The 20,509-nt window shown below is 59.7% G+C and carries 12 protein-coding genes; 8 read left to right on the top strand and 4 right to left on the bottom strand.

Annotated features, from left to right (window positions below; all coding sequences use genetic code 11):
- Positions 1 to 554 precede the first annotated feature (554 nt).
- The 6 genes from QTH97_RS33355 (at position 555) to tsf (ending at position 10,820) form a co-directional block, all read left to right on the top strand.
- Complete coding sequence (locus tag QTH97_RS33355) at positions 555 to 1,826, top strand: caspase family protein (RefSeq protein ID WP_286572876.1); 1,272 nt, start codon at positions 555 to 557, stop codon at positions 1,824 to 1,826.
- A gap of 174 nt (positions 1,827 to 2,000) precedes the next feature.
- Positions 2,001 to 2,144, top strand: coding sequence for a hypothetical protein (locus QTH97_RS33360; protein ID WP_286572877.1), 144 nt, complete (start codon positions 2,001 to 2,003; stop codon positions 2,142 to 2,144).
- Between the two features lie 547 nt (positions 2,145 to 2,691).
- Positions 2,692 to 5,136, top strand: a complete 2,445-nt coding sequence (locus QTH97_RS33365) for a Tn3 family transposase (protein WP_286572878.1) — start codon at positions 2,692 to 2,694, stop codon at positions 5,134 to 5,136.
- Positions 5,137 to 5,759: 623 nt separating this feature from the next.
- Positions 5,760 to 7,307, top strand: a complete 1,548-nt coding sequence (locus tag QTH97_RS33370; RefSeq protein ID WP_286572879.1) for a hypothetical protein — start codon at positions 5,760 to 5,762, stop codon at positions 7,305 to 7,307.
- An 11-nt stretch (positions 7,308 to 7,318) separates the two neighbouring features.
- Entirely contained in the window at positions 7,319 to 8,422 is a 1,104-nt protein-coding gene (locus QTH97_RS33375; protein WP_286572880.1) for a caspase family protein, read from the top strand.
- A complete protein-coding gene (tsf, locus tag QTH97_RS33380) occupies positions 8,409 to 10,820 on the top strand; it encodes a translation elongation factor Ts (protein WP_286572881.1) in 2,412 nt (803 codons plus the stop codon). The genes QTH97_RS33375 and tsf overlap by 14 nt, the downstream gene beginning before the upstream one ends.
- A 1,558-nt stretch (positions 10,821 to 12,378) precedes the next feature.
- On the opposite strand, the gene QTH97_RS33385 is transcribed toward tsf, so the two are convergent.
- Together QTH97_RS33385 and QTH97_RS33390 are read right to left on the bottom strand one after the other, a co-directional pair.
- The gene (locus QTH97_RS33385; RefSeq protein WP_286572882.1) at positions 12,379 to 12,873 is read right to left on the bottom strand and encodes a superinfection exclusion B family protein; all 495 of its coding nucleotides are present in this window, start codon (positions 12,871 to 12,873) and stop codon (positions 12,379 to 12,381) included.
- A gap of 26 nt (positions 12,874 to 12,899) precedes the next feature.
- On the bottom strand, positions 12,900 to 13,094 hold the full coding sequence (locus QTH97_RS33390; RefSeq protein WP_286572883.1) for a hypothetical protein: 195 nt from the start codon (positions 13,092 to 13,094) through the stop codon (positions 12,900 to 12,902).
- Here QTH97_RS33390 and QTH97_RS33395 point away from each other — a divergent pair.
- Positions 13,093 to 16,032: a Tn3 family transposase gene (locus tag QTH97_RS33395; protein WP_286572884.1), complete on the top strand. Its 2,940-nt coding sequence runs from the start codon at positions 13,093 to 13,095 to the stop codon at positions 16,030 to 16,032. The two genes, QTH97_RS33390 and QTH97_RS33395, sit on opposite strands and share 2 nt — an antisense overlap.
- A 346-nt stretch (positions 16,033 to 16,378) precedes the next feature.
- Positions 16,379 to 19,258: a Tn3 family transposase gene (locus QTH97_RS33400; RefSeq protein WP_353655693.1), complete on the top strand. Its 2,880-nt coding sequence runs from the start codon at positions 16,379 to 16,381 to the stop codon at positions 19,256 to 19,258.
- Positions 19,259 to 19,431: 173 nt separating this feature from the next.
- On the opposite strand, the gene QTH97_RS33405 is transcribed toward QTH97_RS33400, so the two are convergent.
- Positions 19,432 to 19,869, bottom strand: coding sequence for a hypothetical protein (locus tag QTH97_RS33405; protein ID WP_286572886.1), 438 nt, complete (start codon positions 19,867 to 19,869; stop codon positions 19,432 to 19,434).
- Between the two features lie 3 nt (positions 19,870 to 19,872).
- A partial coding sequence (locus tag QTH97_RS33410; protein ID WP_286572887.1) for a sensor histidine kinase occupies positions 19,873 to 20,509 on the bottom strand: 637 nt, incomplete at its 5' end.

A 20,509-nucleotide genomic window follows, 5' to 3' on the forward strand; every position in this document is an offset into this window, starting at 1 on the left:
CCGACACCCCTGACTTCTGGCTACTCTCCGTGCTGAGCGGCTTGCACCACGAATATTCGTTAGCTATATAAGTTGGCGGCGCGCCTGTAGGCGCTCTCCACGGTCCATCGAACCGTCCCCGAGGGATCTGCCGAACACGCCCACGTCAGCATGATGCGCAGACGAGATTTTGCGGAGCACAACGGCACGTTGCCCTTTGCGACAGTCCGATGCAAACTACGAAAGATCAAATAGCCTTGCTTCGATCGAGCATCCGTGTCATCGAAGCCACGGGGGACCGCGATGAGTAACAGGTGGACCCAGGTACTCCTAATTGCCTCAGGAGTGGCGACGTTCGCAGCACTTGTTTACGGGGGGCTGCTCCATGACGTCTTTCGCCCACCAGGAATTCAATCTAAAGGAACAGAGTCTGACTCATTCTTAGTCGCCTGTTTGGCGCTCGCAACTTCTGTAGTTTCAATGCTTGCAGGCTTGGTCGGACTTATAAAGTCTTTCTTGGAACTGCAAAAGGCAAGAACAAGCGTGAATAAGTAAAGACCTCAACTGGAGGCGTCATGCAAATCGAAGCACTCCCCGGGCATTTTTCAGCAGGACTGAAGTGGTTTATTTGGAAAACTGCTTGGGCGGTTCTACTACTGCTGTTCTCCTCCGCCACTCTTGCTGCGGGGATTGAACAAGAATTCCGTTCAAAACCCAATGTGGCCAGTACTTTGGAAAAACTGGCAGGGACTCGGTCAAAATCATACGCAGTCTTAATAGGAATAACCGAGTACTCCGAATTTCCGTCGCTGAGCGAGGCAAAGAACGATGTCGATCGAATGCGTCTTTTTCTAATTGAGGCCGCCGGCTTCGATCACGTCTTCGTATTAACTGAGGAATTTGCGACAAAATCGAGAATTGAATCGCTGATGGTGGACAAGATTCCAACCCTCCTTGGTCCAGAAGACAAATTCGTTTTCTACTGGTCTGGCCACGGCACCGCGCGTAAACTTGCAAACGGGCGACTGCATGGATACATGCCCTTGGCGAGCTCTCAAAAGAACGCATTCGGTGGCATGGTTAGCATGGATGATCTCACTAGGTGGGATGATCTGCTTTCCGCTAAGCAGGCCCTATTTATTCTCGATACCTGCGTAAGTGGCTTGGCCGGGGTTCAGGCGAAATCGGACCGCACCCTTACACTGGCGCAGCTCGATCAACCGTCCCATCATCTCTTCGCTGCTGGCACATCCACCGAGCAGACGATTGTGGGCGCAAAGTGGAAGGGAAGCCTATTCACAGACGCATTTATACGCGCCGCGACAGGTGCAGCGGGCGACGGCGCATCCATCATCTCTCTTTCGGATATTCTCGTGTTCGTTCGGCGAGAGGTTGCCTTACAAAAAGATAAAGAAGGTTGGACGCGAACGATCACGCCACAGCTTAGACAGTTGCGTACAAGTGATGGTGAGTTCTTTTTTGTCAGGCGAGCTCAAACGGTAGGCACCAGCAACCCGACAAGTTCTGGGGAAAAGGTTTCCGGTAAAGGCGAAAATTTAGAGCCACGCAGTCATTCAACTGAGATTGCGCCAGTGCCCCCGATTATGTGGGAAGCGAAAAATAGTGAACCTCCATCCGTCGCGCCCCCTCCGAGCAGCACGCGCCCTATCGAGAGCGCTGTTTCAGTGAATCCATCAAAACCTCCGTCCCATGCTTCATTAATTCCATGGTCTTGGCATACCAATGAGACGGAACTGTGCCAGACACTCTCGGGCGGGGAACCCTTTTCAGCCAGCGCCGGAACATGCACCCGGCAAACGACCACTCGCATGAGAGTGAAACCCTAGCCGGGAACACTGCGCGCCGCAGACCCAACAGTCTGGAGGGACTTGCGAACTAAAGGGCCAACGATGGCCGAGATGGCATGGACACCGCCCACTTTTTGGCCACGTAAAGATACCGAATAGCTGGCGTGTCAGAGCGGGGATTTCATCCCCCTCACTTCCAACTGGAGGGCTGACATGAATGCTACGACCTATGGACTGGATGTTGGGGTGATCGTACTTATGGTGCAGATTGATACGGTCAGCGCAAAAAACTATATGCGCGACAACGACTTAAGGATGCCCGTCTCTGCGCAAACATCGCCCTCCGTAAGTTGTTGATTTCGAAGTGAAATCTTCTCGCGACCGTATCAATCCGCAGAGAAAGTCCAATTACCTCGGATTGGGCATGGTGCTCTCTCCTTGCCTCGATGCACTGAGCGGAAGCGTAACGCGAAAGCCTTGGTGTGGCTACGAGCCCGTCTGCTCTGGATCGGGCGCGGCATCGCTGCGGCTGTTTTCTGACATCCTCACTGAAGGGCTCGAGATGGCCGAACACAATCTATTGATCTCCACGGATTTCTCCGACGCGACCATGTGGTTTCGCCACCAAAAGGACGACCTCCGCCTCACGCGCTTGCGCCGAACACGATCTCGAATATCTCGTCGCGCACCTCGTCGTCGCCAAGCTCCTGCTGGCACAGGTGCTCTCCGAGTAGGTCTGGCACGGGGTTGTCGTACTTTTCGTGCAAATCGGTGCGCTTTTGTTTGCGAGCCCGGCATCCACGCGGGCGTGGAGGTCTCCACTGGAAGGCGCAGGTGATAGACGAACTCAGCCCTGACAGGGACCGAGCCTGTACATTGGCGGCCCCGCGTTTTGGAGCCGGCCATGTCTTCCTTTGCCCTGCGTTTCGTCGGCCAGGAGACCCTTCCGTCCCGTCTGAGCGAGTTTGACCGTGAGCAGTTCTTCGAGCTTGGGTCGGCAGACGTTGAAGCGATCACGCAGCATTTTCGAGTCAGCCACCGTTTGCCCGCTGCGTTGATGGTGCTGTTCATGCGCGCGACCGGTAGACCGCTCGACGGCTTCGACGTCTTGCCGCGCAACTTGCTGCGGCACACGGCGGAGCTGTTGGGCATCTCCCCACCAGCGATTGCAACGTTGCGCTCGATCTATAAGCGCAGCCAGACGCTGTTCAAGCATCAGCTCTGGGCGAAGACTTACCTCGGTCTTCGAGATCTTGCGGACAGTGATGAAATCCAACTGGCCGATGCGCTTCGCATCCACGCTCAAGAAGCAACTCACCCCGACGATCTGGTACGGTCGACCTGCCAGTGGCTGTACACCCGCCGGATCGTGATTCCCGGAGTGCGCCGCCTCAAGGACTGGGCCCGCGACGCGTTGGCCGCTGTCGAGGCGAGCGTCCTCCTCCATGTCAGCGCCGCTGTTCCGGTCGCGAGGGCGCGCGAACTGAGCGCCCTCGCCTACTGTATTCGGCCCGAGACGGATTCCACGCAACTGGAATGGCTGAAGACGCCCCCGCGCCGACATGGACCGGCAAGCCTGGCCGAAACGCTCGAGAAGGTGCGCTTTCTCAAGGCGCTCGGAGCCGACACCTGGGACCTGAGCAGCGTGACGCTGGCCAAGCAGCAGGCGTACGCCAGGCAGGTGCAGTCGCGGCGCCCGGCCAAGACGCGCGAGATCAACCCATCGCGGCAGATGATCGAGTTGGTGTGCTTTCTGCGGATCACGCTTCTTGAACTCACCGATGTGGCGCTGCTTCAATCGAGCCGACGCAGCCAGCAACTGTTTCGCGAAGCTGCCGATCGCGCCCAGGCAAGCCGCGCACGCGCCACGACAGGTCTGCTCAGGCAAGCGGCGCAGGCCAGCGCCATCCTTCACGATGAGGCCAGGACCTGGCAGGATCGCGTCCTGCAGGCTCGGCAGTTGCTCGCCGAGTTCAGCGGCGTGACCACCGGCAGCTTCGTTTCGCAAGTTCGCAAGGCTCTGGCACAGGACGTCCAGCGGGTACATGCTTGCCTGACATCGCTCAAGGATCTGGCGTTCGGCGGCCGCAAGGGCGACCGTGGTTTCCAGCAGTGGAAGGCGTGGAGTGCGTTGCAGGAACGCAGTGCTGCCGAAATTCCCGAAGGCGTGCAGCTTCCGGAAGTGGGTGCCGCTTGGCACGGTCTCGTCCACGATCTGGACCCCCGCTCGAGCCTTCGGGCTTTGGAAGCCTGCACGCTGATGTCGCTGCGAAAGAGCCTTCGTCGCGGCAGCGTCTGGATCGATCACTCACTGAGCCATCGCGAGCGCGACCAGATGCTGATTCCTCCAGCCCATTGGGAATCGCAACGTGAGCAGCACGTCGACCTCCTGGGGATGCCCAAGTCACCCCGGTCGCTGGTCGCGTCGCGCCACCTCTGGAACGCCCGGGTCGATCCGCGCCGGCGCACCTACGCTGCAGGCCTGTACACCCACGTGCGTGACCGATGGGGCATCGTCTATGACCAGCCCATCGTGCTCAACGAACGTCAGGCTGGTGTCGCTATCGAGGGTGTCGAGACAAACAACCGCGGTGAGGACCTCTTGCGGCTATCACTGGTGGCGGTAGATACCCATGGGTACACGAATCCGGCGATGGCCATCGCCAAGCTGCTGGGCTTTGACCTGTGTCCGCGCCTGCGTGACTTGGCGGAGCGAAAGCTGCACCTGCCGCGCGTCTTCAGGGTCCCGGAAGGCCTCGAAGCAGTCACCGTGAGGAGCGTCTCGCTCAGCGCCATCGAGCGCGGCTGGGACGAGCTCCTTCGCCTGGCGGCGTCCATTCGATCCGGGCGCGTGTCAGCCACGCTGGCCTTGCAGCGCTTCGGATCGGCTGCGCAAGGTGACCCTCTGCATCGAGCGGCTGAACATCTGGGACGACTGCTGCGCACCGTCTTCCTGTGCGACTACATCGCCATCGAGGACTTCCGGCGCGAGATCCACACGCTACTGAACCGGGGCGAGTCGGTGCATCAGCTCCAGCGTGCGGTGTACAGCGGCAAGGTTGCGCCGGAGCGCGGCCGACGGCGCGACGAGATGATGGCGATCTCGGGCTCGCACGCACTCCTGACGAACATCGTGCTGGCCTGGAATACGAGCCGGATGCATGAGGTCGTCGAGAGGCTGAAGCGTCAGGGAACCCGGATCGAGGACGAGTGGTTGCGCCGCATCGGGCCGGCGCACTTTTCGCACATCAACTTTCGCGGCACGATGAAGTTCAATGTCGAGAAGTACGCCGACACGCTTGTTCAGCGGCGATCCAATACGAGGCACGCAGCGTCGTCGCGCCGATAACGTGAGCGCGAATCCGCGCACGCGCCCTCCTCCACATCGACAGCCAAAGCGCACCTTTCTGCATGATAAGGACGAGGTCCGGCGAAAACGCCTGGTTCCGCAAATGGTTGTCGGAAAAGGACTTTCTGAGGCAAAGCGCACCGATTTGCACGAAAAGTACGACAACCCCGTATATCGCTTGCCTGTTTTCGCCCTGGAAGCCGCCGACGAGCCCGACCTGTGGTCATCCGCGGCCGAGACGGACGGGCGACACAGTGACGCAGGAGGGCAGGATCGCTCGAAGCCTGACGTTCGCCTCAGGAACGCTCAGTGGACGACGACCTACTCGACGCCGTACGATGAACATCGCAAGTGCACCAGCCATCGGGAATCGAAGCGCGAGCAGCACCTCGAATCAAAGTCTTGTTCTACTGCCTCCATTCGCTGATCGGACACTGCTTCATCTCACATAGTTGCGTCGAGTTTGGCAAGGCCCGACGTCGAGTAAGCGCCAGGCGCTTTACAGGCGCCAAGCCTCATCAACTTTGGGGATCACCGCCAAGAGGTCTTGCGCTCGCAAGCAATCGCCTCGAAACTCCGATGCAAAGAGTCACTCCTTTTTCTTATATACGAGGAGGTTTTTGATGCCTATTGAGTCGGACAACGTACTGCATAGCAAGGGAGGCAGATTACGCAGCAATGCCCAATTCCCTACAGGTCAGACTTCCTCGGCTCCGACCAGTTCATCTGACGACGTCATTCGGATCCTGACTCAAGCCGTCACCGCTGGACCGAAGAATGGCTTGGTTGTCCATTTCCACGGGGGCTTGGTCGATTATCACGATGGGATAGGAATCGCCAAGGAGTTGGCACCTTACTACAGCGCCGCCGGTTCGTACCCCCTCTTTTTCGTGTGGGAGGCCGGGTTGTTCGAGGCCCTCCGAAACAACAAGGCCCAGTTGCTGCAGGACCCCGCATTCCGCGAGTTTGTGAAGAAGGTTTCGGAATGGGTGCTTAGAAAAATTGGAACGGGCGCAACCCTCAAGGGAACCGGGACGCCGGCAGACATCAATTTCGAGACGCTACGTCAAGACTTCGATCGTTACTTCGACGACGTCACCGACCACTCGACTCCACCTACCGAACGGTTAGATGTCGACCCCGCCACGGCGAACAGCGCAAAGAAGTCCGCGGAGTTGGATGAGCATGGGCTCGCTGAAGACATCTATCTTCACGCAATCGACGACGATCCGGCATTTGTTGACGCATTTGAACGGCTTGCGGCACAGGCGACACTCGCGAAGGGAAGGGAAAAAGCCGGAGCCGCACTTGATAGCACCCTCATGGATGCAGATGCGCAGGCTGAGCTGCTCGGTACGAACGACCCAACAACCACCAAGAAAGGGGTAATCAGCGTCGCAGCAGCAGCAGTCTACGTCGCCAAGATTGTGATCAAAGTTCTGACGCGCTATCAACGGAACACTGACCACGGGATGTACTGTACAGTTGTTGAAGAGGTCCTTCGTAAGGCCTACATGGACCTCGCCGGTGCGGCAATCTGGCGGCAGATGAAGTTGGACACCCAAGACTCGTTCGGACAAGACCCTGAGTGCTGTGGCAGCACCGTAGTCAACGCACTGAAAGGCCTGGATGGAAAGCTATCCAAGATCACGCTTGTTGGACACAGCACCGGCGCCATCTACATCTGTAGTTTCCTGGACGCAGCAGCAGTGGCCGACGTTACTACCCCAATCGACGTCGTGTTCCTGGCGCCAGCAGTATCACATCGTCGCTTTGCGGCTGCTCTCGCAAGCCACCGAACTCTCATTCGCAGGTTCCGAATGTTTGGAATGCTGGATGAGCTCGAATGCGCTGACAAGATGTTGCCGCCTGTTTACACCCGTAGCCTGCTCTACTTTGTTTCAGGGCTACTGGAAGGCGATCCAGACGCTTCAGGGCAATGGGCCCCTCGAGTAGGCATGCCACTTGTCGGTATGCGGCGTTACCTTGACAAGTTCGCAGACGACGAAGATGTCCGCAAGGTGGCGCAATTCTTGGAGTCTGCAGAAGGCTTGAGCGTCTGGTCAGATGTATCAGGGACCGACGGACTTAGTTCATCCGCCCGCAAGCATGGTGACTTTGACAACGATGGCGCGACGCTCGCGAGCCTCAAGCACTTCATTGCCACTTGAGGATACATTCCATGCGTGCGAACGATCTCGCAATTCTTGTGGGAATTTCGAAGTACTACAGCCCAACCTTCAAAGAACTTTCCAGCCCGCTGAACGACGTTGAGCTAATGAAAGATTGGCTGCTCCGCAAGGATGGCGGGAACATGGATCCGAATCGGGTCTTCCTCATCACGACTACCGCTGATCGCATTGCGGACAAAAGTTGGCGTCAATGGAGGCCAAGCCTTGCCGAGTTCAAAGATGCGTTTGACCAACGCGTAACGGACCAGGACGGCAAGTTCATCCGACAGCCCGGGCGGCTGTACCTGTACTTCTCAGGCCACGGTTTTGCGGAGTGGGCGACCCTTAAGGATAGAGGGTCGATGGATGCAGCGCTTGTCAGCGCGAACAGCGTGGAGGACACGCCGGACAACATCTGCGGATCCTTCTTTGCGCAGGTTGCTCACATGCACTCCCTCTTCGAAGAGATCGTCCTCATCATGGACTGCTGCCGCAATGCATCAGTGAAATCTTCGTACGCAAGGCCTGCGTATCCGATTCCGGTTTTTCCTAAAGCCAACTCCGCCAAGGGAATTGCAATCTTCGCGGCACCTCACGGCAGCAGCACGCCAGAAAGAGCATTTGGCGAACGCGGCGGAAAGGTATACGGGATTCTCACGAACGCATTGATTTCTTGCCTCGAAACTGCGACTCCGGACGATAGCCGCGGACTCTCGAGTCTCACGTTGATGAAGCAGCTCGACCAGCGTTGGCACGAGTTTTCCGACGATCCGACCACGAGCGGCTTTCGATTCAGTCCTATGGACTCGGAGATGATCTTCTTCAATGCGTCATCAAAACTGCTGACGCAGCGAATTTGTCTTTCGCATCCGTTAACCGCTGCCACTACGGTGATTGTGAGCGATGGCAAGTTCAATACGCTATTCACCATCTGGCTGCAGAACGATGTGGCAGTTTTGCGTGACCGCGCAGGGAATGTCGCACCGCTGCCCATCTCCTCGGAGAATGAGTTTTCCGTACTCCTGGAACCAGGCCTCTTCAGAGTCATACTGGCGGGAGATCGATCTGGCGAACAGCTCTTTCAATCTTCGGAAGGCGCCCATGTCAAACTCTGAGAAACACAGCGTCAGCATTAGGGCTAGCGACGATTCTGCAGAGGTTTGTCTCTTCGATGACCGGTTCAATATCGTGGCACAGGGACTCGGCAGCATCGCGGCACAGGTCGACTCGGGAGTCTACAAAGTTCAACAGAGCCTGGGAGACATCAAGGAAAGCAGCCTGCTTGAGATATCGAATGCAGTACAAGCAGTCCTTCCTCCGATCTCGTTTGCCAGTCCTATCTCACTGCCGAATACACGTAGCTACCGCCCTTTCCAAGCCACCAATCGTGGTGGGGTTTCGGACGATGCCCCATTGGTGATTTGCATCCGAGACCCGGCCTGGCAACCTGGGCGAGACAACTCGGCGCTGAAGGCGAATCTTGTAGCGGAGGCCGAGCGACTCACCCTATTGGACGACCATTTCGCCCCCATCGGTGACCCAGAGTTAACCTTTTTCGAGGACGCTGGCAGCCTTTGCATCACGCATCGGCGGTACTCGGGAAACTGCTTTCTAGCCCAGAGCATTGACCCGCCGGGTCTGAACGGGCGATCTAGCCGACTCACGTGTCTACCATTGTCTAACCTGCCCGGCTCGCTTCAGACCAAGATTTCATGGGCAGTTCAGACTTCCCGAGATGCCGCGAAGGTTCCGCTAGATCTCGATCGAGTCGCAATCCAGTACAAGCGGATAGGCTACTCAGAAGACGACGCGGTCCTCCGCCGCTTAGAGGCGCTGCGCAAGCTGCTTTCGCGGCCCATGCCAGAACTGACGAACGCCTGGGTCGAAGAGTCCATTTCGGCCGCGCGGCACGATCCGATGCTCGGCATTTTCACTGCACATGCTCTCCTTCAGAGTAAGCTGGAACGTGCCGGCTACTACGCTACGGACCTCTACGGGACGCTCGCCGAGGCACTTCGAGTTGACCATCCGGAAGTCATTGCCATACATGCCGCGGTATATCGGCACGTTGGCGTGGATTCAAATCTCAGACGCCCCCAGTTCGCCCCGGCGACACGTCGAGGTTGGCTGAGATTGATGGAAACACCCGCCTTTTCTGCTCGGGCAACGTATCTTCCAGAAACCTACTCCGTCTTGCGAACCGTTACTTGGTTTCTCTTCTCCACTTCAAGTGAATTGATTCAGCGGCCGAGACGTCGGAGCAGCGATCTAGGCGCTGTGCTGGCCCGCGCCATGGGCGTCGCGTCGGAGTACTCCCAGCTTTCGCCAACCCTGGCATTGAAATTTGACGACTTATGGGCGAGAAGCTTGGGAGAAGCCGAGGCGCGGTTGAGCGGAGATGTCGAAGGCCGCGCCGCCCAGTTGATCTCACGGATGCTGCATGACGACTCGATCGCCGCCCTCCTTGACGCAGTTCGTTCATCGCCCCATGTCAATCTGACTGAACTGCTTCACGAGCCAGTAGACGTTACGCTGCTGATGAGCATCGAGGGCATACGATTCGCTCGATTGACCGAAGAGGATCTGCATGCGGTCACGCTGGATCTAATCAGAAGGTTTGATATGCCCGTTGATGCAGTAGTGGGCAGTGCGCTTCGTATCTTGGAGGCTGCACAAGCTTGGGTAGACAGGATGGTCGTGTCGAGTGATGCCAGTGAGGATGATCAAGCACCTGTAGGACTCGACGGCGGTCCATTTTCTGTTGGTTCGGAAGGAGCAATCGGGGTCTTCGTGGAGAACACCGTTGGAGCGATCGTCGAACTTGGGTGTGAGACAGACTTTGTTGCCGGTCTGGAGTCCATCAGAAGTCTCGCAGTCTCAGCAGCAATGTTGGTTGCAAAGCACAATCCCGCAGATATCTCCACGCTTTCGAGCTTGCCGCTCGAACAGGACGGATTCGGGCCGACTCTAGAGCATGTCCGAAAGGGAACTGTTCAGAGGATCGGCGAAGGAATTAGCTTCCGCCGCTTCAAGCGCTTCGCTGGAGGTGGGGAACTAGTCCACTACATGCACGGAACGGGGCTAGGAGTTGTGGTCGAGTTTGAAGGCGACGCGAGTGCAGCCAAGGACGTGGCAATGCATATTGCAGCAATGAAGCCAATTGCGTTGACCAAAGAAGACATTCCGCCAGAGCTGACTAGAGCGCAACTCCAGATTGCCAGGGAGAAGGTTGAGGAGGAGGATAAGACAAGCAAAGCCGCAGGCGCCGCGCGTCAATCTCGGTCTGCTGAGGTTCGCATCGACGCAGCAATGGAAGCGTACTTTCAACAGGTTGCTCTATACAGCCAACCGTTTCTCAAGAACGATAGACAGACAGTCCGACAGATGTTGGAGGCTTCAAAGACCTCAATCAGATCATTCACGGCCTACGAGGCTGGAGTGAGATTGGAGAGGAAGATCGATCACTTTGCTGCAACCCTGAGATCGCTGATCTCGACGGCAAAGGCACGTTGAGGAGGCGAGGATGATGGGCATAAAGCAGGCGGCGCGACAAGGCGCAGTAGTGCAGAATCGCTCACCTTACTTCGGCCGGAGTTCCGCATGAGTGCAATCCAGCTGTTCGCGCCGCTCATTTTGCTGGGAACCTCGGTGACGGCTTTCGCGTTCGACTGCCGCGGCAATGCATGTGATGACATTGTCCACACGGTCGAGGCCAATTGCCTCGTCTATACCAACAAGGGGACGAAACGCATAAAGATGTCTGCTGGCCCCTACTCGTGGGTCGTGCAGCGGGGCGAAAGATACCTGCTGAAATTGGGCCAACAGTGCGTCACTGGCTGGATGGGTGGATCCGGACTCGCAGCCAACTACGAGACGCCGCCAACGCGGGAGGGCACCACTCACCCACCTCCGGAGCGCACGCTAAGACCGATTGAGCAGCTTGCACGCCTTCTCAACGCTGGCAACTGCACGGCTTCGCTTGCGTTCGTGGACGCCAACGAAGATCTCCGCGCATTCGCACTGAGGCGCTCGATACAGCTTGGTCAGGAGTGCGTCTACTCAGAACTGCTCACAAAGTACAGTTGGACGCCAGTATCGCTGCAAGGCATCTTTTCGGGAGATAGCTTTGCGAAACTAACGGAAGCGCAGACTAGGGCGCTCCTGAGTCGCGTCCTAGACCTAGGAACTGACCCTTCCTCTATCGCTGGCAACCTTGCTGGGTCATGTGCCCGGCCCAGAATGGCTGCGGCGCTGACCTTGCTATCCGAAAGAGGCGCGGACTTTGATCAGTTCACTCCTTCGGCTGCGTGCACTTCGACTGCTCGCCAAAGGACTAGAAAGGTGTGCCCTGCCCTAGCCGCAGCGATTCCTCAGCGTTCAGCGGAAGCACAGCGCCCTATCGAGATTACCTTGTTTGACGGGGCGCTGCACAACGGCGCTAGATCGTGTGCACCAGACCACGGCAAAGAACTTGTCTGTAGCAATCCGTCGTCGAATCCTGCTGTCTCCCAGTCGTTCGTTGTTTCGGCATCTCAGCGCTCGATCCAAACGTGGCACGTTGTTGTCGAAGCGGCAGTGCAGCGTCCACACTACCGACCAATCACCATTCAGTTGAACGACCGGTGGTCGAAGACTGGGGTCCTCACCAATACGCATACCGGGGGTTGGAAGGAGAAGGATTTGCTGCTTTGCCCTGCCGGTACGGTTTCGTCGGATACCTTTAGCCTACCGTCAAGTGGTGCCACGGCGTCATCGAACACAGTGGTCGTGTCTACTAATGGTGCCCTTCCGCATCTGCGTGCAGTTTGGCTGTTTCCTCAAGGGAGCCAATGAGGCTGACCGAGCACCAGCGCCGCGCTCTCGTTCGGTCGATGAGTGGAGAGCATTTATTTCTTGGGGGTGTGCGCTGCAATAAATGTTCAGGGATCGGACGTCGCCCGGTCAGTTCGCCTCCGTCAGACCGGATCTCTGCTGCACTACACACCCCAAAGAAACTCAGCCTTTACTGGTCCAGGACCAGCATTCTCAGGATCCCCTCCGACGATTGGGCTCCGACAATCAAGTTGCCAGTCTACCGAGCCCAGAAACGCTCGCGGGGGGTGAGTGGACGAGGACCAGCACCCCACAGCAACTCCGGATCCTTGTTCAAGCACTTGCGCGCCCAGGGCTGCATGTTCACCGCAAATCCGTCAACAACGCTGCCGACACTTGCCGCACGGTAAAGAACACCTTTGGAGATGAGCCCGTTGACAACACCGTCGTCGACCGCCAGATACTGCGTCGTCTCTGCTTCGGAAATGTAGGGAAGCAAATGCGCCTTCTCATCGGGTGTAAGGTCGGCCAGCCATCTCATTCCGGTCGCTCGAATTCGTCGCGACTTGAGTTTGGTACGTATTAGTTTGACAGCCTGCCAGCCCCCATCAGCGGCCAGCAAAACGCCAGAAATCAGAAATCCGAGGCCGATGTACTTCCGATGCTCGGCTACTAGTTCGACCAACCCCAGGGTTTCGACGAGCGAAAAAGGCGAAAAAAGCAGAATGCCCGCGACACCTGCGGTGCTAATCAATATCTTCGGACCAGCAATCGTTCCCCCTAGTTTCTGTTGCCGACGACGGAGGGTCGCGCAACATCGCGCTCCAAATTGGGGTGATCGTCCTTTTCGTGTAGTTTGATACGGTTCGCTCCGAAAGCCTTTGCTGGCGCGGGTTTCCGGTCGTTGAAGCGCCGCTCATGGAGGCTGGCGGCTGCGATGTACAGTCCCACCGACAGTCTGGATTGGTCGGTCATGTCCACCTACGTCTATCGCTTTGTCGGTCTGGAGAACCTGCCCGCTCGCCTGACGGATTTCGACCTCAGGCATTTTTTCGAGCTCGGAGACGGCGATGTTCAAGCGATCCGCGAGCGATTTCGGTCCGACCGCCGCGTCTCTGGCGCGCTGCAACTGCTGTTCTTGCGCGCATGCGGCCGTCCAATGGATCGCTTCTCCGTGCTGCCTCGCAACCTGCTGCGGTACGTGGCCGACACACTGGAGGCGGCGCCGCTAACCATCGCGAGCCTGCGCAGTCTCTACGAGCGCCGCCCCACGCTGTACGAGCATCAGCAGTGGGCCAGGGACTACCTTGGCCTGAGTGACCTTGATCGAGCCGCTGAAGCCTCGCTGGTAGCGATGCTGGCACTCCACGCCGCCGAGGCTGCGCACGCGGACGAACTGGTCACGTCCGCGTGCCACTGGCTCTACGACCACCGCATCCTGATTCCAGGCGAGCGTCGTTTGCAGGACTGGGCCCGCGGTGCGTTTGCTGCGACTGAAGCTCGCATCCGCAACGCGATCGCCCGCGAGGTCTCCCCTGGCGACGTGCGCCGTTGCCTTGCATCAGCCCATAGTCAGCGCCCCGACGCTGGCTGTTCCCATCTCGAATGGCTCAAGACTCCCTCCGGGCGCCATGGACCCACGACCCTTGCCGAGACCTTGGAGAAGATCAGCTACCTGAAGTCATTGGGGGTGCACCAGTGGTCCCTCGCTGATGTCAGCCTGCCCAAGCTGCACGCCTACGCCCAGCGGATGCAGTCACGACGCCCGGCGAAGAACCGCGAACTGAAGGAAACCCGCCAGGAGATCGAGCTGATCTGCTTCCTGCGCGTTAGCCTTCTGGAGCTGACGGATATCGCCGTGCAGCAGAACATGCGCCGCAGCCAAGAGCTGTTTCGCAAAGCCAAGCAGAAGGTGGAGACGACGCGTGAGCAGTCGGGCGCTGTCGCGCGCGACCAAACACGTCTGGCCCGTGATGTCCTGCGCGATCCAGCCAGGCCGTTCCATGCACGGTGCGCCGAAGCCGATCGCCTCCTGAGTGAGGTACTCGATGCCGCACCGAAGAGCTTTGCCTCCGAAGTGCGGAAGGCGCTGTCGACCGATCACCGGCGCATCACGGCGTATCTGGGCGGCCTGCAGTCACTGGAATTCGGCGGTCGCGCACAGGATCCGGGCTTCGAGCAACTGGCTGCGTGGCGCCAGTTGCAGGCGGCGAATGCGTCCGAGTTGCCCCGCGACTTCACGCTACCCGATGTCGGCGCCGCCTGGCACGACTTCGTGCACGATGTCGACACGCGCTTCGGCCTTCAGGCGTTCGCGGCGTGCACCATGATGTCGCTGCGCAGGAGCTGGCGAAATGGCCGCGTCTGGATCGATCACTCATTGAGTTACCGCTCACGCGAGCAGATGCTCATCTCCCCAGCCGAGTGGGCGCGCGATCGGAGTGCCTATCTCGCGTTGTTGGGAATGCCGACTACGGCCGATCCACTGCTTGATCCCCTCCTCGACAATCTGGTTGCGGGCGTCGCGGCAGTCGCCGAGGGCTGCGAGAAGGGTGCGTTCGACATCGATGTCGACGGCATGCTGCATCTGCCGGCGATAACGGCCCTACCCGACGAGGGCGAACCGCGCCGCCTGCGCGAGCTCATTTACCGAATGATCGGCGACGTCCAGTTCCCCGATCTCCTGCTCGAGATCGATGCCCAGAGCAACTACAGCGAGGCGCTACTGGGCCACCGGGCGGAATCCGCCGCCGAACTGCTGGCCCTGTATGCCGCCGTGCTTGCGCACGGCACGGACATCGACGCCAAGAGCGTGGCGGGAATGATTCCCGGACTGGACACGGCGTGGGTGTCCGTCGCCATGCGGGCGCTGGAGACCCACGGGCGGTTGAGGCGCGCCAACGAGCGCGTGGTCGAGTTCCAGGGCCGGCTTCCGATCTCCGCGCACTGGGGCGACGGCGCCAAGGGCTCGGCCGACATGGTGTCGCTGGAGGCAACGCGCCATCTGTGGAGTGCACGTACCGATCCGCGCCGGCGCACCTATGCGACGGGCATCTATACCCACGTGCTGGATCGCTGGGGCATCGTCTACGACCAACCGATCGTGCTCAACGAGAGGCAGGCCGGCGTTGCCATCGAAGGTGTCGAGCAATACAACCGCAGTGACGACCGCATCCGGCTGTCGCTGCTGGCCGTCGATACGCACGGCTACTCGAGCGGAGCCATGTCAGTCGCAAAGCTGCTCGGCTTTGACCTCTGCCCTCGGCTTCAGGATCTCCGAGAGCGCAAGCTGTATCTGCCGGCGGGCTTCGCGGTGCCCGAAGGCATCGAACGCGCGACAGTCAAGCGTCTTTCGCGAAAGGCGATCTTGGCGGGCTGGGACGATCTGATGCGTGTGGTCGCATCGATCCGGGCGGGCAAGATCGGCGCCGACGTCGCGCTACGCCTCTTGGGCAGCGCTGCGCAAGGCGATCCCGCGTACAGGGCGGCCGACCATCTGGGCCGCCTTCTGCGCAGCATCTTCCTGTGCGACTACATCACGATTCCCGACTTCCGGCGCGAGATGCACATGCTGCTGAACCGCGGCGAGTCGGTGCACCAGTTGCAGCGTGCGGTCTACACCGGCAAGCTGGCGGCCGAGCGAGGTCGGCGGCGCGACGAGATGAAAGCGATCTCCGGCTCGCACGCTTTGCTGACGAACATTGTGCTGGCCTGGAACACCAGCCGGATGAATGACGCGCTCGAGCGCATGCGCAAGGACGGCATCGATATCGACGATGCCTGGCTTCGCCGCATCGGGCCCGTGCATTTCGGGCACATCAACTTCCGAGGCACCTTCCGCTTCAGGATCGAGATGTACGCCTCGGCGCTACTCCGCCCTCACGCAGCTTCAGACGCGACTGCGAAGGGTTGACTGCATGACCACGGTTGAGGTGCTGCGGGTCGCTTGGTCAAACCCGCGGTTTGGACCCGCGGCTCGCGAGGCCAAAGCGTGTCAATCTGCATGAAAAGGACAACTCTGCGCAGAAATCGAGATGCCTAAGTTATTGTCAGCATTGGGATTTTGGGGTAATCGTATTTTTTCGACAAATTGACACGGTCGTGGTTGTCGCCGAGCGACGCCGCATATTCGGATGCGGGTCCGGAACCCGGAGCCACAACGCGCGATGGAGGAGTAGATTGGCCGCCCCATCCCTGCGGAGGATCCTGCCGTGTGGTTTGCCCAACGCTTCATTGGCGCGGAAACGCTTCCTTCCAGGATGTCAGAACTCGATGTCCAGCAGTTCTTCAGCCTGAGCAAGAACGACATTTCCGCGGTATGCGAGCGCTTCCGCGACGACCGCCGCGTCGCTGCAGCCATCCAGTTGCTCTTCCTGCGGGCAAGCGGCCGCCCGATGGACAGATTCGCCACGGTCCCGAAGATCCTGCTGCGTTCAGTGTGCGAAGCGTTGCGGTTGCCCAGCGTGAGCATCGCCAGTCTCCGGTCTCTCTATGAACGTCGACAGACGCTGTACGAGCACCAAGCGTGGGCCCGCTCATATCTTGGCCTGAGCGAGCTGGATGAGGTCCAGCGACAGAAGATCGAACAGGTTCTCGCGGTCGCCGCCCTTGAGGCCGCTCACCCCGACGACCTGATGCGAACTGCACGCATCTGGCTGTACGGCAGGCGCATCATCATTCCGGGCACGCGCCGCATCGCGGACTGGGCCCGCAAGGCGTTCGATGCCACGGAGGCGGCAATGGCCGCAACGATCGAGGCGTCGATTGGGAAGGAGGCGCTGCGCCAAGCGATCGACTGGGCCTATGCCCCCTCCCCTGCGGCTTCAGGCAGCCATCTCGAGTGGCTCAAGACACCGCCCCAGCGCCATTCCGAGAGTACGACCGCCCAGACGCTGGAGAAGATCCTTGCTCTCAAGGCCTTGGGCGTGCACAACTGGGCGTTGGATTCCATCGGCCTGAGCAAACAGCAGGCCTACGCGGCCCACGTGACGATGCGCCGGCCATCAATGACCGCTCGCATCGAACAGCGGCGCCAGACCGTCGAGGTTGTCTGCTTTTTGCACGCGACGCTGATGGAGCTGACCGACATCGCGCTGCTCCAGGCATCGCGCCGGAGCCAGGAACTGTTCCGGCACGCAGCCGAGCGTGCCGATAGGGCGCGCGCCCGAAGCAACGGCGCCGCGCTGCAGCAGGCCGTCAGAGCGAGGGCCGTGCTTCGTGATGAGACGAAGTCGTGGCGCGAACGCGTGCTCGAAGCTCGAAGCCTCCTCGACGGCATCGGCGACGCGGGGACCACCTCATTCGCCTCGCAGATTCGTCGAGCCCTTGCGGAGGACAGCCGCCGCGTTCACGCGCACCTGGCAGGACTTCGAGCCATCGACTTTGCCGGGAAGCCAGGTGACCTGGCATTCGAGCAATGGCAGGCGTGGACGAAGCTTCAGTCGATCGGCAGCCGGGAGATTGCCCAGGACTTCAAGCTGCCCTCGGTCGGGCTTGCATGGAGCGCCATCGTCACCGATCTGGATCCCCGGTCCCGCTATCGTGCGTTCGAGGCCAGCACGATGATGGCTCTACGCAAGAGCTTGCGCCGCGGCAGCGTATGGGTAGACCATTCGATCGGTCACCGCTCCAGCCAATCCATGCTCCTCGCCGCCGAGGAATGGATGAGGTGCAAGGAACAGCACTATCAGATCCTTGGGCTGCCGTCGCAGGCCAGCGAGTTCCTGGCGCCGATTCTGGCCACGATGTCGGTCGGGATGTGTGCGCTTGCGGAAGCGGTCGAGCGCGGGAAGGTGAGTATCGACGCCAAGGGGCTGGTGCATTTGCCGCCGATCAATGCGTTGGACGAGGAGATCGAACCTCGCAAGACCAGAGAGGCCGTCTTCAAGCACATCGGACATGTGCAATTGCCCGACGTGCTGATGGAGGTCGACGCGGCAACTCACTTCAGCGAGGCGCTGCTGGCCCGCCGCCCCGAGTCTGACCACGAACTGCTGGCAGTCTATGGCGCGCTGCTTGCCCATGGAAGCGACAACGACGCCGCCGGGGTGGGGTCGATGATTCCCGGCCTGGATGCAGCACACATTGCCTCGGCCATGCGGGCCATCGAATTCAGTGGCCGCCTGCGGCGGGCTAACGAACGGGTCTCGGAGTTCCAGAACTCCCTGCCGATCGCCGCCTTGTGGGGAGATGGCACCAAGGCCTCGGCAGACATGATGGCCATCGACACCAGTCGGCACCTGTGGACGGCCAGGGTGGATCCGCGCAGACGCACCTATGCCGCCGGTCTGTACACCCACGTCCGGGACCGCTGGGGGCTCTTCTACGATCAGCCGATCGTGCTGAACGAACGACAGGCAGGTGCCGCCGTCGAAGGCGTCGAGCAACACAATCGCAGCGAGGATCGCATTCGCGTCTCCCTCCTCGCCGTAGACACGCATGGCATGACCAGCGTCGCCCTGGCCATCGCAAAGCTCCTGGGGTTCGACTTGTGTCCGAGACTGAAGGACCTGCGAGAGCGCAAGCTGTTCGTCCCCAGGGGCTGGTCGGTGCCGGAAAGCTTGGAGAGGGCTACCGTGCACCGGGTGTCTCTGAAGTCCATCGAGCGCGGCTGGGACGATCTTGTGCGGCTTGTGGCGTCCATTCGCGCTGGCAAGGTGTCCGCAGTACATGCCATTCATCGGCTGGGCTCTGCCGCCATCGGCGATCCGTTGCACCATACGGCTGATCATCTCGGCGGTCTGCTGCGAACGCTCTTCCTGTGCGACTACATGACGATCACTGACTTTCGACGTGAGCTGCTTACGCTACTCAGCAGGGGCGAATCGGTGCATCAACTCCAACGTGCAATCCACGGCGGGCAGATAGCGCAGGACCGGGGACGACGCAGGCAGGAGATGGTGGCCATCTCCGGGGCGCACGCCCTGCTCACGAACATCGTGCTGGCCTGGAACACCAGCCGCATGGACAGCGTTGTCGCCCGTCTCAGGGCCTCCGGCTTGCCAATGGAGGACGACTGGCTTCGCCGGATCGGACCCGCGCACTTCTCGCACATCAACTTCCGAGGAACGTTCCGGTTCAATCTCGAGAAATACGGGCACTTGCTGATCGAGCGACGATCCGGCAAGGCTGCAATCTGAGCGATCACCAAGTCCGTCGCCGGAGCAGAACTGTCTTACCGCGCGAGCCATGGGCCTCTTTCCGCGGCCACCGGTTCAGTGTGCCGTGTCAATCTGCACCAACCGCACTGCCCTGCTCCGACTCTCACTTTTGCAAGTGCTTGTCATGATTGACGTTTTTCGGGGCGACCGTGTCAATTTGTCGAGAAAATACGATTACCCCAACTCTCTCGGCGAAGGGAGTCGATCGTTGAACCGCCAGCGCCCGGCGACCACCAGTTCTTGTCGCCCTTCGGGCCGCGCAAGCCGGTGAAGCGGGCATTGCCTCGCGGCGTATCGCGTGCAATCGCCGTACCCAAAGCGCTTGAAGGCTGCTTAGCAACGCCAAGCGCTGAAGCTGACGATGACCTTTCGCGGTCGCCTCTCGACAGATCGTTGAACTTCAAGGTCGCAGCGGCTCGGTTGCCGCTTTGCGAGCATCGCGTCGCGACGCGCGGCCAGGAACGGTTTGCAGCGATGCCCGCATGCTTTTCCACAACCTTGTCCACTGCTGCGGTGGAGAACGGTTCGCTGGAGATCGCCCCAAGCTGGCTGGGGGGAAAAAGGTCTATGCACATCCGGGCGCCGACCATTCATCAACTAGCCTTCGAAAAGCGCTCTGGCAGCGTGAACGAAAATGTCGATCCGTTCCCGAGCGTGCTCTCCAGGCGCATGGTTCCGCCGTGCAGCTCGACGAAGCGCTTCGCCAGAGTCAGCCCCAGCCCAGTGCCTTCAGACTTTCCGAGTTGATCACCCGATGCTTGGCGGAACTCTTCGAACACCAAGGCCTGCTGATCTGGAGCAATGCCCACGCCGTTATCGATCACCGCGATCTCGACGGCACTGCTGTCCGCACCCTTCAGGTGTCGCGCGCGGAGAGTCACGCTTCCGCCCACGGGCGTGAACTTTACGGCATTCGACAGCAGGTTGATCACGACCTGCTTGATCTTGCGCTGGTCGGCAACCCATTCTTCTGGCGCCCCTGCCGCTTCGAGCGTCAGCGTCAAGCCGCTTCGCGCGGCGCGCTCTCGGACTAGCATGGCTGCCGCGTCGAGCACCTCGCGCAGGTTGAACCTTGATGGTTCGAGCTCCATTCGCCCCGCCTCGATCTTCGACAGGTCCAGGACATCGTTGATCAAAGTTAAAAGATGGTGGCCCGAGCCGTGGATGTCTTGCAAATAGTCGAGTTGCCGGTCGTTGACGTCCCCAACCATCTTCTCGGCCAACACCTCT

This window comes from Variovorax gracilis (assembly GCF_030317115.1).
Lineage (GTDB): Bacteria > Pseudomonadota > Gammaproteobacteria > Burkholderiales > Burkholderiaceae_C > Variovorax > Variovorax gracilis.

Excerpts from the sequence above, each read along its gene's own strand:
- QTH97_RS33400 (WP_353655693.1), top strand. The coding sequence starts at position 16,379 with ATGTCAGAACTCGATGTCCAGCAGTTCTTCAGCCTGAGCAAGAACGAC.
- QTH97_RS33365 (WP_286572878.1), top strand. The coding sequence starts at position 2,692 with ATGTCTTCCTTTGCCCTGCGTTTCGTCGGCCAGGAGACCCTTCCGTCC.
- QTH97_RS33405 (WP_286572886.1), bottom strand. The coding sequence starts at position 19,869 with ATGGTCGGCGCCCGGATGTGCATAGACCTTTTTCCCCCCAGCCAGCTT.
- QTH97_RS33395 (WP_286572884.1), top strand. The coding sequence starts at position 13,093 with ATGTCCACCTACGTCTATCGCTTTGTCGGTCTGGAGAACCTGCCCGCT.
- QTH97_RS33390 (WP_286572883.1), bottom strand. The coding sequence starts at position 13,094 with ATGACCGACCAATCCAGACTGTCGGTGGGACTGTACATCGCAGCCGCC.
- tsf (WP_286572881.1), top strand. The coding sequence starts at position 8,409 with ATGTCAAACTCTGAGAAACACAGCGTCAGCATTAGGGCTAGCGACGAT.
- QTH97_RS33375 (WP_286572880.1), top strand. The coding sequence starts at position 7,319 with ATGCGTGCGAACGATCTCGCAATTCTTGTGGGAATTTCGAAGTACTAC.
- QTH97_RS33370 (WP_286572879.1), top strand. The coding sequence starts at position 5,760 with ATGCCTATTGAGTCGGACAACGTACTGCATAGCAAGGGAGGCAGATTA.
- QTH97_RS33355 (WP_286572876.1), top strand. The coding sequence starts at position 555 with ATGCAAATCGAAGCACTCCCCGGGCATTTTTCAGCAGGACTGAAGTGG.
- QTH97_RS33360 (WP_286572877.1), top strand. The coding sequence starts at position 2,001 with ATGAATGCTACGACCTATGGACTGGATGTTGGGGTGATCGTACTTATG.